This is a genomic window from Sinorhizobium sojae CCBAU 05684 (assembly GCF_002288525.1).
Lineage (GTDB): Bacteria > Pseudomonadota > Alphaproteobacteria > Rhizobiales > Rhizobiaceae > Sinorhizobium > Sinorhizobium sojae.
The window spans coordinates 1,224,059-1,236,752 of sequence record NZ_CP023067.1; the positions used below are offsets into that span (position 1 = coordinate 1,224,059).

12 protein-coding genes are annotated in these 12,694 nt (G+C 63.3%); 8 read left to right on the forward strand and 4 right to left on the reverse strand.

Features of this window, described 5'->3' with window-relative positions; translation table 11 throughout:
• Window positions 1–30: 30 nt before the first annotated feature.
• A complete protein-coding gene (locus SJ05684_RS06085; protein WP_034854721.1) occupies window positions 31–1,170 on the forward strand; it encodes a DUF2336 domain-containing protein in 1,140 nt (379 codons plus the stop codon).
• Between the two features lie 8 nt (window positions 1,171–1,178).
• Here the strand turns inward: SJ05684_RS06085 and SJ05684_RS06090 are convergent, their stop codons facing one another.
• Complete coding sequence (locus SJ05684_RS06090) at window positions 1,179–1,634, reverse strand: hypothetical protein (protein WP_034854720.1); 456 nt, start codon at window positions 1,632–1,634, stop codon at window positions 1,179–1,181.
• Between the two features lie 217 nt (window positions 1,635–1,851).
• Here SJ05684_RS06090 and SJ05684_RS06095 point away from each other — a divergent pair, with 217 nt between their 5' ends.
• The gene (locus SJ05684_RS06095; protein ID WP_034854719.1) at window positions 1,852–2,322 is read left to right on the forward strand and encodes a GNAT family N-acetyltransferase; all 471 of its coding nucleotides are present in this window, start codon (window positions 1,852–1,854) and stop codon (window positions 2,320–2,322) included.
• Between the two features lie 63 nt (window positions 2,323–2,385).
• Here the strand turns inward: SJ05684_RS06095 and parE are convergent, their stop codons facing one another.
• Window positions 2,386–4,446: a DNA topoisomerase IV subunit B gene (gene parE / locus SJ05684_RS06100; RefSeq protein WP_034854771.1), complete on the reverse strand. Its 2,061-nt coding sequence runs from the start codon at window positions 4,444–4,446 to the stop codon at window positions 2,386–2,388.
• Between the two features lie 260 nt (window positions 4,447–4,706).
• On the opposite strand from parE, the gene SJ05684_RS06105 reads away from it, so the two are divergent.
• Both SJ05684_RS06105 and SJ05684_RS06110 read left to right on the forward strand, forming a co-directional pair.
• A complete protein-coding gene (locus SJ05684_RS06105) occupies window positions 4,707–5,627 on the forward strand; it encodes an alpha/beta fold hydrolase (RefSeq protein ID WP_034854718.1) in 921 nt (306 codons plus the stop codon).
• Between the two features lie 28 nt (window positions 5,628–5,655).
• Entirely contained in the window at window positions 5,656–6,978 is a 1,323-nt protein-coding gene (locus SJ05684_RS06110) for an FAD-binding oxidoreductase (protein ID WP_034854717.1), read from the forward strand.
• A 6-nt stretch (window positions 6,979–6,984) separates the two neighbouring features.
• On the opposite strand, the gene SJ05684_RS06115 is transcribed toward SJ05684_RS06110, so the two are convergent.
• Both SJ05684_RS06115 and SJ05684_RS06120 read right to left on the reverse strand, forming a co-directional pair.
• On the reverse strand, window positions 6,985–7,590 hold the full coding sequence (locus SJ05684_RS06115; RefSeq protein ID WP_050979999.1) for a YceI family protein: 606 nt from the start codon (window positions 7,588–7,590) through the stop codon (window positions 6,985–6,987).
• Window positions 7,591–7,593: 3 nt separating this feature from the next.
• Window positions 7,594–8,202, reverse strand: a complete 609-nt coding sequence (locus SJ05684_RS06120) for a cytochrome b (protein ID WP_034854716.1) — start codon at window positions 8,200–8,202, stop codon at window positions 7,594–7,596.
• Between the two features lie 222 nt (window positions 8,203–8,424).
• Between SJ05684_RS06120 and tpiA the strand changes: the two genes are divergently transcribed.
• The 4 genes from tpiA (at window position 8,425) to SJ05684_RS06140 (ending at window position 12,694) form a co-directional block, all read left to right on the forward strand.
• On the forward strand, window positions 8,425–9,195 hold the full coding sequence (tpiA, locus tag SJ05684_RS06125) for a triose-phosphate isomerase (protein ID WP_034854715.1): 771 nt from the start codon (window positions 8,425–8,427) through the stop codon (window positions 9,193–9,195).
• Window positions 9,196–9,425: 230 nt separating this feature from the next.
• Window positions 9,426–9,887: a preprotein translocase subunit SecG gene (gene secG / locus SJ05684_RS06130; RefSeq protein ID WP_034854714.1), complete on the forward strand. Its 462-nt coding sequence runs from the start codon at window positions 9,426–9,428 to the stop codon at window positions 9,885–9,887.
• Between the two features lie 138 nt (window positions 9,888–10,025).
• Window positions 10,026–11,663 carry a CTP synthase gene (gene pyrG / locus SJ05684_RS06135; protein WP_280109801.1) on the forward strand — a complete coding sequence of 546 codons (1,638 nt, stop codon included), beginning with the start codon at window positions 10,026–10,028 and terminating at the stop codon, window positions 11,661–11,663.
• A 140-nt stretch (window positions 11,664–11,803) separates the two neighbouring features.
• Window positions 11,804–12,694: a VOC family protein gene (locus SJ05684_RS06140; RefSeq protein WP_034854712.1), complete on the forward strand. Its 891-nt coding sequence runs from the start codon at window positions 11,804–11,806 to the stop codon at window positions 12,692–12,694.

Consider the following 12,694-nt stretch of genomic DNA (forward strand, 5'->3'; position numbering starts at 1 on the left):
TGGGGTTGTTGGGTGTCGAGTGGGGCGCAGGTGATCATACAAGCATTTCTTCGGTGGGTGGAGACGGCGAAAACGAGCGATCGAGCGCGCGCCGCGACTGCACTTGCCCAAGCCTACGCCCTGGCAGACATGAACGGCATCGACCGGCATGCCGCCGAAATGGCGATGACCTATCTGCTCGACGATCCCTCGCCAAAGGTGCGCCTTTCTCTTATCGAAGCCCTCGCCGATTGCTCGACCGCGCCGCGAACGGTGATCAGGGCGCTGGCGGAAGACCAGCCGGAGATCGCCTTTGTGGCGATCTCCCGTTCGCGGGTGCTCTCGGATGAGGATCTCGTCGATATCGCTGCCCGAGGAACAGCCGAGACGCGTGCCCTGATTGCAGCACGTGACACGGTCTCCTGCTCCGTTGCGGCCGCCATCGCCGAAATCGGCGACCAGGAGGAGGTATCGATCCTGCTCGAAAACGACGGAGCCGCGCTGCTGCAGCGCTCGCTTATGCGGATCGCCGACCGGCTTGGACATATCGCCGACATTCGCGAGCGGCTGCTCGCGCGGGCCGATCTGCCGAGCGACGCTCGCCAATTGCTGGCCGCACGACTCGGCGATGCGCTCGCCGGCTGCAGCCTGGTGCAGGCGACGATCGGCGCCGCGCGGGCGGAGCGCGTAACGCGCGAAGCCGGCGACGTCGCCGCGCTCGCGATGGCGACCGCGGCGCGGCCGGAAGAACTGGCCCGGATGATCGCCCATTTGCGCGAGGCCGGCCGTCTGTCTCCGGCTTTCCTCATGCGTGCACTCTGCGGCGGCGCAGGCGACCTCTTCGTCGCTGCGATCGTGGAGCTTTCCGGCGTCGCTCCGAAGCGCGTCCGCTCGATCCTTTCCGGCGGACGTATCCACTCGATCAGAGCGCTCCTGGAAAGCACGGGGCTCGGACGCGACGTTGGCGAGATCTTTGCGGAAGCTGTGCTGCTTTGGCAGCGGGAGGCGAAGGACGGGGACGATGCCTTGCACGCGCCGATTGCGACACGCCTTCTCGACCGGCTCCGCAGCCGCAGGACGCCTTCGAATGCTGCGGCCGCCATCGCCGAACTCGTGGAACGTCTCGCCTTCGCCGAGAAGCGACAGCTTGCGCGCGACTACGCCTCGCTCGCGTCGCTGCAGGCGGCGTGACTGCCCCGTCAGTGCTCGAACCGGCGCGCCACCCAGGAGTATCCGTCTTCCATGTAGTGAACGGGGGCGGTGACGATCGCCTTCAGCCTCTCCCGATCCGGTATTGCGCCGCCGAGCCAGGCGAGTGCACGCTTCGGCAAGCCCGGCTGCGCCTCTTCGGTTGCCGGCGGCGTGGCCACCTCCTGCGGCGTGGCCGGCAATTGCGTCGCCGTTGCCTTGGGCGTCGCCGGCGGTGCGGTCCCGGGTCCGGGCTCTATCGAAGTCACCATGTCCTGCCCCGGGGTCTCGCAAACGGCGACGACCACCGGATAATTTCTGTTGGAGAATTTTGGCAGCTCCTTCTGCGAATCCGTGTCGCATTGCGCGATTGAAGGCCAGCTTCCGTTTACGGTGGAGATGTAGTGGCACTGGCTGACATTGTCATCGCAACCGAGAATGGTCATGACGATCAGGGCGGCTTTCATGGTCTCTCTCGTCCGTCTTTTGAATGCAGTCTCTGCTCTTATGAGCGTTTGATTCGCGCCGATGTAGGGCAAAATGTCCGCGTCTCGAAACAAATTGTTTCGTACCGTTACTCGGATTGATTGCAGGCCCACCTGCGCCATTCAGCGTATTGGATGAAACCGGCTTCGCCGTTACATTCGCCGGCATGCAGCGCCGAAAGAAGAGGTCAGGATCTGAATGCCATCCATAACCGTTAGCGAAGAGCCGCCACGCCAGCCCGGTATCATCCGTCTGCTCGAACTCTCCGATGTCTATCTCGCCTCGCTTTATCCGGCGGAAAGCAATCACCTGGTCGATATCTCGGCGCTGGAGGAGCCGACCGTGGCCTTCTACGTCGCGCGTCGCGCCGGAGAGATCGTCGGCTGCTGCGCGCTGGTAGAAGCCGGCGACGGCACGGCGGAGATCAAGCGCATGTTTGTCGATCCGCAGGCGAGGGGGTTGAAGATCGGTAAGTGGCTTCTTTCGGCGATCGAGGAAAAGGCGGAGAAGCTTGGCCTGGCAGCGATCCGCCTCGAAACAGGCATCCACCAGCCGGAAGCGATCGGGCTTTATCGGGTGGCCGGATACGTGGAGCGCCCGGCCTTCGGCAGCTATCTTCCCGATCCGTTGAGTTTGTTCATGGAGAAGCGGGTAGGCGGCATTGTGTGAGGCATCCCTCCGCAGCTGCTGCGGAGGGCGGGCAGGCCGGATGAGGGGCAATGTCGGCTACGCTCAAATATCCAGATTGTCTGCAAAGACCGCCCGTTCCTGAATAAAGCGGAAGCGAGCGTCGGCCTTGGTGCCCATCAGGCTATCGACGGCCTCGCGCGTGCCTTCGAAGTCGACATCATCGATCTCGACCTTGAGCAGGGTGCGGTTGGCCGGGTCCATGGTCGTTTCCTTGAGCTGCGCCGGCAGCATTTCGCCGAGGCCCTTGAAGCGTCCGATCTCGACCTTGCCGCGGCCGTTGAATTCCGTCCGCATCAGTTCCTCACGATGCGCGTCGTCACGGGCATAGAGCGTCTTCGATCCCTGGCTTAGCCGATAGAGCGGCGGCACGGCGAGGTAGAGGTGACCGCCGCGGATGAGTTCCGGCATCTCCTGATAGAAGAAGGTGATCAGCAGGGAGGCGATGTGAGCGCCGTCGACGTCGGCGTCGGTCATGATGATGACGCGCTCGTAGCGTAGATCCTCTTCGCGGTATTTCGAGCGGGTGCCGCAGCCGAGCGCCTGGACGAGATCGCCGATCTGCTGATTCGCGCCGAGCTTCTCGCGGCCGGCACTCGCGACGTTCAGGATCTTGCCGCGCAGCGGCAGGATCGCCTGGTTGGCACGGTTGCGCGCCTGCTTGGCCGAACCGCCGGCCGAATCGCCTTCGACGATGAAGAGTTCCGCGCCTTCCGCCGTGTTCTGCGCGCAATCGGCAAGTTTTCCCGGAAGCCGCAGCTTGCGCACTGCCGTCTTGCGGCTGACTTCCTTTTCCTTGCGCCGGCGAACGCGCTCCTCGGCGCGCTCGACGACCCAGTCGAGGAGCTTGGCCGCTTCCGCCGGATTGTCGGCGAGATAGTGGTCGAAGGGGTCGCGCAGCGCGTTTTCGACAATGCGTTGCGCCTCGACGGTCGCGAGCTTGTCCTTCGTCTGGCCGACGAATTCCGGTTCGCGGATGAAAACCGAGAGCATGCCGGCAGCCGATATCATGACGTCATCGGTGGTGATGATCGCCGCACGCTTATTCTGCGTGAGCTCCGCGTAGTTCTTGAGGCCCTTGGTCAGGGCGATGCGCAGACCCGCCTCGTGCGTCCCGCCCTCCGGCGTCGGGATCGTGTTGCAGTAGGAATGAATCTGCTGGTCGCCGCCATACCAGGTGACGGCCCACTCGAGCGAGCCGTGGCCGCCCGGCCGTTCCGACTTGCCGGCGAAGATCTCGCGCGTGACGGTGAATTCCTTGCCGAGGGTGGCGGCGAGATAATCCTTGAGTCCTCCCGGAAAATGGAACACGGCCCTCTCTGGAATTTCGGAGCCTTCCGGCAGGAGCGAGGGATCGCAGGACCAGCGGATTTCAACGCCGCCGAAAAGATATGCCTTGGAGCGGGCCATCCGGAAGAGCCGCGCCGGTTCGAAACGGGCGTGCGGACCGAAGATCTGCGGGTCGGGATGAAACCGGACTTTCGTGCCGCGGCGATTGTGCACGTCGCCGAGGTCTTCGAGCCCCCCCTGGGGAATGCCGCGGGAGAAGCGCTGGCGATAGAGCCTGCGATTGCGTGCGACCTCGACTTCGAGCGAGTCCGACAGCGCATTCACGACGGAGACGCCGACGCCGTGCAGACCGCCGGAGGTCTCATAGGCCTTGCCGTCGAACTTGCCGCCGGCGTGCAGCACCGTCATGACGACTTCCAGGGTCGACTTGTTCGGGAATTTCGGGTGGTTCTCGACCGGAATGCCGCGGCCATTGTCCGTGACCGTCAGAAAGCCGTTGGCATCGAGATGGACCTCGATGAAGTTGGCATGGCCGGCGACGGCCTCGTCCATCGAGTTGTCGATCACCTCTGCAAAGAGGTGATGCAGCGCCTTCTCGTCCGTCCCGCCAATATACATGCCCGGGCGCCGGCGCACCGGTTCGAGCCCTTCCAGGACCTCAATCGCCGACGCATCGTAGTCGCTGCCGTCGCTGCTCCGCGGGACGGGGCGCGGGGGCTCGCTGCCGGCGGCAGGCGTCACAGACTTGCTCGGCGCGGCATCGGCCGGCTTCGGCTGTTGGGGCATGGCGGAGAAAAGGTCGCTGCTGTCGTCCATGGATCGGTTCAAATCGTTCCTGTCGTCTCGTGTCGGCTGCATGTCCTGTCCTCAAATCGGATGCGATCCAGAAAGACATGCTGCAGGCCATAGCAAGAGCTCGGCGCTGCCGCCATCCTCGCCGCGCGAATCACCCTCGAATTCTGCCAGAGTCTTGTGCAATGCGCGAACAAAAGGCGAATATCCTCTGCTGCGAAAGGGAGAGAAACGCGAAAACGCGGCGAATTTGCCGGCTGCACTGTTGCGTGCCGGCAGCGCCGATGGCAAGGCATGGGCCGAACAAGGGAGCCCGCCGGGTATCTATGTCCACAATTGTTTTGTCCCTGCGATGGTCGATCGCGGCCCTTTTCTTCCTCAGCCTTGCCACGGCCGCGGGTGCTGCGGCGCTGCGGCCCTTCAAGGATGACCTGTTCGCCTATCGCAGAGTGCTCCGGCAGGAGGACGGCGGCGATTTCCGGATCGTCGATTATCAGGAAGTGCGCGATATCAACCGGCGGGACCAGGTTCCGGAGCGCCGTGTCAAGCAGGCCTATGTGTCCCTGGGCGTGAGGCGGGCGCAGGTGAACGCGACGCTCACTCTCGGCGATCGCTCCCTCGACGTCACCCGCATCGGCCCCGAGGGCGGCGCGGCTTTCACGGTGATCTTCATTCACGGCCGCGGCGGTGACCGGCGCCTCGGCGCCAATGATTTCTCCTTCGGCGGCAACTTCAATCGCCTCAAGAATCTCGCGCTAGCCAATGGTGGCACCTACTATGCCCCGAGCCTGCGCAGCTTCGACGCGGCAGGCGTGGCGGATGTCGCAGCGCTGGTCCGCTTTGCTTCCGTGCGTTCCGGCGGGCGACCGGTCGTGCTCTCCTGCGCGTCGATGGGCAGCTTCATCTGCTGGGGTCTCGCGCGGGACGCGGCGGCAGGAGCCGCGCTCGGTGGCATGATGATCATGGGCGGCGCCGCGGATCCGGATTTCCAGAAGAGCGCCGGCTTCAAGGCCGGCCTCCCGATCTATTTCAGCCACGGCAGCCGCGACAACGTCTATGCGGCCGAAGCGCAGGTCGCGTTCTATCGCTCGCTAAAGGCCAAAGGCCATCCGACGCGTTTCGTCCTGTTCGAAACGGGATCGCACGGGACGCCCGTGCGCATGACCGACTGGCGCGATGCGTTGAACTGGATTTTGGATCGCTAGCCGTGCTGTCGCTGGAGCCGATGCGTCGATGAGCCTCAATGGGTTTGAAAGCTGGCAATGGCCCGCTCCGGCAAGTGCGCGAGTGATCTCGCCGGACGACTATGAGGAGCGCCTCGGCGCGCTGGAGCCGTTGGCCTACCTGCCGGTCGGCAAGTCTTTGAGCTATGGCGACAGCTGCCGCAACAGCTTGGGAACGCTGATCGACAGTGTTCGGCACAACCGTATTCTGTCCTTCGATCCCGGGACAGGCGTGATTGCCTGCGAGGCCGGCGCGGCACTGCATGAGGTTCTCGCCAGGGCAATCCCGCATCGCTTCTTTCTGCCTGTGACGCCGCGTACCGGTCTCGTCACGGTCGGCGGTGCCGTCGCCAACGACATTCACGGCGAAAACCACCATGCTCGCGGGACTTTCGGACATCACGTCCGCCGCCTGACCCTGATGCGCTCTGACGGCGAGCGACTGACCTGTTCAGCCGTCGAGAATGCCGAGATTTTCGCGGCGACGATCGGCGGCCTTGGCCTGACCGGCTTCATCCTCGATGTCGAGCTGAGGCTGATGAAGGTGCCGTCGCCGCATGTGCAGCAACACATCAGCCGATTCGATGATCTCGACGAGGGCTTTCTGCTCCTCGACCGTGCCTGTGAGGAGCATGAATATGCCGTCGCCTGGATAGACCAGCTGTCCACCGGTCGCCGCGCGGGCAGGGGCATTCTCTGGGCGGCCGATCATGCGGACAGCTCCTGCGAGCTTCCGGACATTCCCAAGCGGCCCAGGCTTTCGGTGCCCTATGCGCCGCCCTTCAACCTCTTGAACACGGCCGCGTTGCGTGTCTTCAACGAATATCGATTTCGCAAGGTACCGCCGCATGAAGCGGTCTCGACCGAGAAATGGAACTCCTATTTCCACCCGCTCGATCGGTATACGGCTTGGCATCGGCTCTACGGACGACGCGGTCCTTGTCAGCACCAGAGCGTCGTTCCCGTCGAGAAAGCCAGGGAGACGACCTTTCGACTGCTGGAAACCGCACGGCGGGCGGGGCATGCCTCCTTCCAGACGGGATTGCATCGTTTCGGCGAACATGCCGCGCGAGGATTGCTTTCCTTCGCGCGGCCAGGCTTCAGCCTGACCTTGGATTTTTCCAATCAAGGTGAGGCGACCGTGAAACTGCTCGATGAACTCGACCGGATCGTCCTGGATGCTGGCGGCGTGGTCAATCCGGCAAAGGATTTCCGCATGAAGCCCGAGATTTTCGAGGCTTCGTTCCCGGCGTGGAAGACGCTAGAGGCCTTGCGCGACCCGGCGATAATTTCGGATTTCTGGCGGCGCACGGCGCTTGCGTCGAAGCGCTGAGTGCGATCAGCGCCTTACGCCCCTGATGTTCATGTCGAACCGCACCACGTTGGAATAGATGGGTGTTCCGACGTCCATTCCATAGGGGGCGCGGCGGATATTGCCGCGGATGGTGAAGACGATCGAACGCCTGTCCCAATCCGTCAGCCTGACGGCGAAACGCTCCGTGCGCGTCTTGCCGCGGGCGGTGAGTGCGCCCTCGACGGTTGCCGTACCGCGGCCGGTCTGCGCGACTCTGGTCGAGCGGAAGGTCACCGTCTGGAAGTTCGCCGTGTCGAAAACGGCGCTGGAGCGAAGGAAATTCTCGATCCGCCGTTCCCGTGCCCTCACACTTTCAGGATAAAGCGTGAATTCCACGGACGACCGCCGCACATCGCCGCCGTCTATCCGGAAGGTACCGGAAAACGTCGAAAACTCGCCGGCGATTCCGCCGCCGCCTCCAACCTGCGGAACGACGAAACGAATACTGGAAGAGCTGGCGATGCGGTAGGTGCCGGCCGCGTCCGCGAGCGCAGGCGCTTGGGCTTCCGCGGCACTTGCCATGAGTAGAAGCGCGAGCGGCAGGGTGGCTTTCGGCGCGTATCGGCTCGAGACGAGGCAGCGGGCGATCATGATTCATCTCCTCACGGCATTCTCGCCTTCCTCGACCGGTTCCCCGTCACTCGCGCCAACAGTCGAGCGCAGCATGCGGAGGAGAACAGCGTCGCGCCTGACGAGGTGATGGTAGAGCGCCGCCGCAGCGTGAACGGCGACGATGCCGAGCATGACATAGGCGAGTGCAGCGTGCGCGAAGGCCCAGAACGCCTCCGCAGCCTCGGATTTCGGAAGCGGCAAGTGCGGGACGATGACGAGATTGAAGTAGAAGCTCGGAATGTCCAGCGTCGATGCGGATGCCACCGCCCAGCCGGCAAGCGGCACCAGCAGTCCGAGCGTGATCAGTGCCCGATGCGCGAGCCGGGAAGCCGAGCGCTCCAGTTGGCCGAGGCCGGAAACCGGCCGGGGATCCCGCTCGACGAACCACCAGGCCGTGTGCAGGATCGCCACTCCCAGCGCGGTGAAGCCGAGGGACTTGTGCCACTGATAAAGCGAGAATTGCAGCACCGGCTCGACCTCGATCCGCCGCATCAGCAAACCGGTTACCATGAGACCGAGGATCAGCGCGGCGAGTGTCCAGTGCAATGCGATGGTGATCGCTCCAAATCCGCCTTCGCTGTTGCGCAGCATCCTTGCCTTCCTCGATCGTCCCCGGGCTCGATCGTCCCCGGGCCGGCTTCTTCGATATGAGACGCCCGAGGCGCTGGTTTTATTCGCCGCCGCTGTGTGATTCTCCGTCGGAGCGCTTCATGTCGAGAAGCACCGCATTATTGCCCAAGGGGGTGCTTTCAATTGTCCGGGCGATTTGGTAGGCCGCTTGCCTGAGAGGAATATCCGTCCGGAGGAAATTTCATGACGCCCGATATCCGCCCGCTTGTCGCCGGAAACTGGAAGATGAATGGTACACGTCAATCGCTGGACCAGATCAAAGCGATCGCGGAGGGCGTCAAGGGTGAGCTTGCGGCGAAGGTGGAGACTCTGATCTGCCCGCCGGCGACGCTGCTTTATGTCGCGACTGCGCTTTGCGAGGACAGTCCGCTGGCGATCGGCGCACAGGATTGCCATCACAAGCAGTCGGGGGCTCACACCGGCGATATTTCCGCCGAGATGATCGCCGATTGCTTCGGCACGCATGTCATCATCGGGCACTCCGAACGCCGGACCGATCATGCCGAGAGCGATGCCTTGGTGAAGGCAAAGACCGAGGCGGCCTATGCTGCCGAACTCGTGGCAATCGTCTGCATCGGCGAGACCGAAGTGGAGAGGAAGAGCGGCAAGACGCTCGACGTGCTGAAGCGTCAGCTGGCCGAGAGCCTGCCGGACGCGGCGACCGCGGCGAACACGGTGATTGCCTATGAGCCGGTCTGGGCGATCGGCACCGGCCTCACGCCGACCGCGGCAGATGTCGAAGAGGCGCATGCTTTCATGCGCCGGGAGCTCGTTGCGCGCTTCGGCGCCGCAGGCGGAAAAATGCGCATTCTCTATGGCGGCTCGGTCAAGCCATCCAATGCCAAGGAACTGATGGGCGTCGCCAATGTCGACGGCGCCTTGATCGGTGGCGCCAGCTTGAAAGCGGAAGACTTTCTCGCCATCTACGGGGCCTATGAAGAACTGACTGCATGACCGTCGCGCCGACCTCCAGCGCTGCGCGTTTTTACGGAGGCGCAAAGGTCGTGTAGCGCTTTGAATTGCTGCATGTTTTTGTTCCGGAATCGGATCCGATTCAAGGAAACATGCAGTGCCGGGGGCTTGGAATAGCCGGCGGCTTGGTATAAAGAGGCGCCAAATTTACGCGCGGCCCGTTGTACGGCCGCGAAATTCGAATGCCCCGGAGAGGGCAGGACTGGAAGCTGATGCAGACCGTACTACTCGTCATCTATCTCATGGTCGTCGTCGCCCTGATCGGCGTCGTTCTCATTCAGCGTTCCGAAGGTGGCGGCCTCGGCATTGGCGGCGGCTCGGGCTTCATGTCCGCCCGCGGCACGGCCAATGCGCTGACCCGAACCACGGCCATCCTCGCCTTTCTCTTCTTTGCCCTGGCGCTGGGGATGGGAATTCTCTCGCGTTACGAGCCGCAGGAAACCGATATTCTCGAGCGCATTCCCGGCACGGGCACCAGCGGTGGCGTGCTTGATTCGCTCGGCGGCGGCCAGACGGCGCCGGCTGGCGGAGCTACCGAGGCTCCTGCTGCCGGCAATGGAGTTCCCGCCGATGGCGCGCAAGCGCCTGCCGCGGCACCGGCCGGTGACGCGCCTTCGGCGCCTGCAGCAGGCGCCAACGGCAACTCGGGATCGCAGGTTCCGAGCGGCCAATAAGGCCGCAGGTCGAAAGTACCCGCCGGCGGATGTTTCATCCGCCGGTTTTGTTTTGTGTGAAATCTGCCGCGACCAATAACGGAAAAGTTCTGGAAGACGAATTTTTCGGTGGCGGAATCGTTTATGAAAAGGTATCCGGTGACTCCCATGGCGCGATATGTATTCATCACTGGCGGCGTGGTTTCCTCCCTCGGAAAAGGCATCGCTGCGGCCGCTCTTGGGGCGCTGCTGCAGGCGCGTGGCTATCGGGTGAGGCTGCGCAAACTCGACCCCTATCTCAACGTCGATCCGGGCACCATGAGCCCGACCCAGCACGGTGAGGTGTTTGTCACCGACGATGGTGCGGAGACGGACCTGGACCTCGGTCACTATGAGCGCTTCACCGGGCGCTCGGCGACAAAGACGGACAACATCACCACCGGCCGGATCTACAAGAATATCATCGACAAGGAGCGGCGCGGCGACTATCTCGGCGCGACGGTTCAGGTGATCCCCCATGTCACCAACGAAATCAAGAACTTCGTCACCGAGGGTAATGAGGATTACGATTTCGTCATCTGCGAGATCGGCGGCACCGTCGGCGACATCGAGGCGATGCCCTTCATGGAGGCGATCCGTCAGCTCGGCAACGACCTGCCGCGCGGCACTGCCGTATATGTGCATCTGACGCTGATGCCCTACATCCCCGCCGCGGGCGAACTGAAGACGAAACCCACCCAGCATTCGGTCAAGGAGTTGCAGGCTCTCGGCATCCATCCCGACATCCTGCTCGTGCGCGCCGATCGCGAAATCCCCGAGGCCGAGCGCCGCAAACTCTCGCTCTTCTGCAATGTCCGCCAGTCCGCTGTGATCCAGGCGTTGGACGTGGCGTCGATCTACGACGTGCCGATCGCCTACCACAAGGAAGGCCTCGACAACGAAGTGCTTGCCGCCTTCGGCATCGAGCCGGCGCCGAAGCCGCGCATGGAAGCCTGGGAGGACGTTGCCCATCGCATCCGCACGCCGGAAGGCGAGGTGACGATCGCGATCGTCGGCAAGTATACGGGCCTCAAGGATGCCTATAAGTCGCTGATCGAGGCGCTGTACCACGGCGGTATCGCCAACCGCGTGAAGGTCAAGCTCGAATGGATCGAGTCGGAAGTCTTCGAGAAGGAGGATCCGGCACCCTATCTGGAAAAGGTCCATGGCATTCTCGTGCCCGGCGGCTTCGGCGAGCGCGGTTCCGAGGGCAAGATCAACGCCGCACGCTTCGCGCGTGAGCGCAAGGTGCCCTATTTCGGCATCTGCTTCGGCATGCAGATGGCGGTGGTGGAGGCAGCGCGCAATCTCGCGGGTATCGAAAGGGCATCGTCGACGGAATTCGGCCCGACCAAGGAACCTGTTGTCGGCCTGATGACTGAATGGGTGAAGGGCAATGAACTGGAGAAGCGTTCCGCCGCAGGCGATCTTGGCGGCACCATGCGCCTCGGCGCCTACCGCGCGGCTCTGAAGCCAAGCACCAAGATCGCCGAGATCTATGGCTCGAACGACATTTCCGAGCGCCATCGCCACCGCTACGAAGTCAATGTCGACTACAAGGACCGGCTGGAGTCCTGCGGTCTCGTCTTCTCCGGCATGTCGCCGGATGGTGTCTTGCCGGAAACCATCGAGTATCCAGACCATCCATGGTTCATCGGTGTGCAGTATCATCCGGAGCTGAAGTCACGGCCGCTTGATCCGCATCCGCTGTTTGCAAGCTTCATCGAAGCGGCGCTGGAACAGTCGCGCCTCGTATAGAACACCACGTTATCACGAGCGTCGGCCGGTCCCGGGGACCGGCCGACGCTCGTTTGAGCGGCCGGCGGAGGACTCGCCGCGCTTGCAATCGTCCGGCAAAAATTGCAAACAGCGGCTAACCGGTCATCAGGGATTCTGCCATGAACCTCGCCAAGCGAACCGCCCGCCCGCTCGATCATCTCGTCTTGCCGGTGGCCGATCTTGCCCGGGCAAGGCTTCGCCTGACCGACCTCGGCTTCACCGTCGCCGAGGATGCTCGTCACCCCTTCGGCACGGAGAACGCCTGCATCTTCTTCTCGGACGATAGCTATCTGGAGCCGCTTGCCATCGCCTCGCGCGAGGAATGCGAGGCGGCTGCGCTTGACGGCAACGTCTTCGTCGCGCGCGACCAGGCATTCCGATTCCGCCAGGGACCCGAGGGGCTGTCGGCTGTTGCGCTCAGGACGCCGGACGCCGCCGAGGATCACATCCGCTTCCGCTCGCACGGCATTTCCGCCGGCGACATGCTGGAATTTTCCCGGCCCATGCGCATGGCAGACGGCCGCGAGGGGCTGGGCTCTTTCCGTCTTGCCTTTGCCGCCGATCTGCGTGCCCCCGATTTCTTTCTTTTCTGCTGCCAGCGCATCCGCGCGCTCCCCGTCGACAATGCGGTGCTGCACCATCACGAGAACGGCGCGCTCGGCATTGCCGAGGTCGTCCTGTCGGAGCCGAACCCCACGGACTTCCAGTACTTGCTGCAGGAATCAGTCGACGAACGCGAGGTTGCGGCGCATTCCTTCGGCATGGATATTCAGGCCGGTAGCGTCAAGCTCTCCGTCCTCAATCCCGCAGGCATGGAAGCGTTCTTCGGCCGGACGATCAGCGCCACCGAGCGAGGTTTGCGCGGCCGTGCGGTCGTTTTCCGTGTCGCCGATGTCGAGGCGACCCGGGCGCTGTTTGCAAAAAATGACATTGAATTTGCAGAAATGGGCGGACGCCTCATTGTCCCGGAAGTGCCGGGGCAGGGAGTGATTTTCGCGTTTGGAGTGTAA

What these genes read in the sequence shown, in the direction of transcription:
- SJ05684_RS06110 (WP_034854717.1), top strand. Translation starts at nt 5,656, where the DNA reads ATGAGCCTCAATGGGTTTGAAAGCTGGCAATGGCCCGCTCCGGCAAGT.
- parE (WP_034854771.1), bottom strand. Translation starts at nt 4,446, where the DNA reads ATGGACGACAGCAGCGACCTTTTCTCCGCCATGCCCCAACAGCCGAAG.
- SJ05684_RS06140 (WP_034854712.1), top strand. Translation starts at nt 11,804, where the DNA reads ATGAACCTCGCCAAGCGAACCGCCCGCCCGCTCGATCATCTCGTCTTG.
- secG (WP_034854714.1), top strand. Translation starts at nt 9,426, where the DNA reads ATGCAGACCGTACTACTCGTCATCTATCTCATGGTCGTCGTCGCCCTG.
- tpiA (WP_034854715.1), top strand. Translation starts at nt 8,425, where the DNA reads ATGACGCCCGATATCCGCCCGCTTGTCGCCGGAAACTGGAAGATGAAT.
- SJ05684_RS06090 (WP_034854720.1), bottom strand. Translation starts at nt 1,634, where the DNA reads ATGAAAGCCGCCCTGATCGTCATGACCATTCTCGGTTGCGATGACAAT.
- SJ05684_RS06115 (WP_050979999.1), bottom strand. Translation starts at nt 7,590, where the DNA reads ATGATCGCCCGCTGCCTCGTCTCGAGCCGATACGCGCCGAAAGCCACC.
- SJ05684_RS06105 (WP_034854718.1), top strand. Translation starts at nt 4,707, where the DNA reads ATGGCAAGGCATGGGCCGAACAAGGGAGCCCGCCGGGTATCTATGTCC.
- SJ05684_RS06095 (WP_034854719.1), top strand. Translation starts at nt 1,852, where the DNA reads ATGCCATCCATAACCGTTAGCGAAGAGCCGCCACGCCAGCCCGGTATC.
- SJ05684_RS06120 (WP_034854716.1), bottom strand. Translation starts at nt 8,202, where the DNA reads ATGCTGCGCAACAGCGAAGGCGGATTTGGAGCGATCACCATCGCATTG.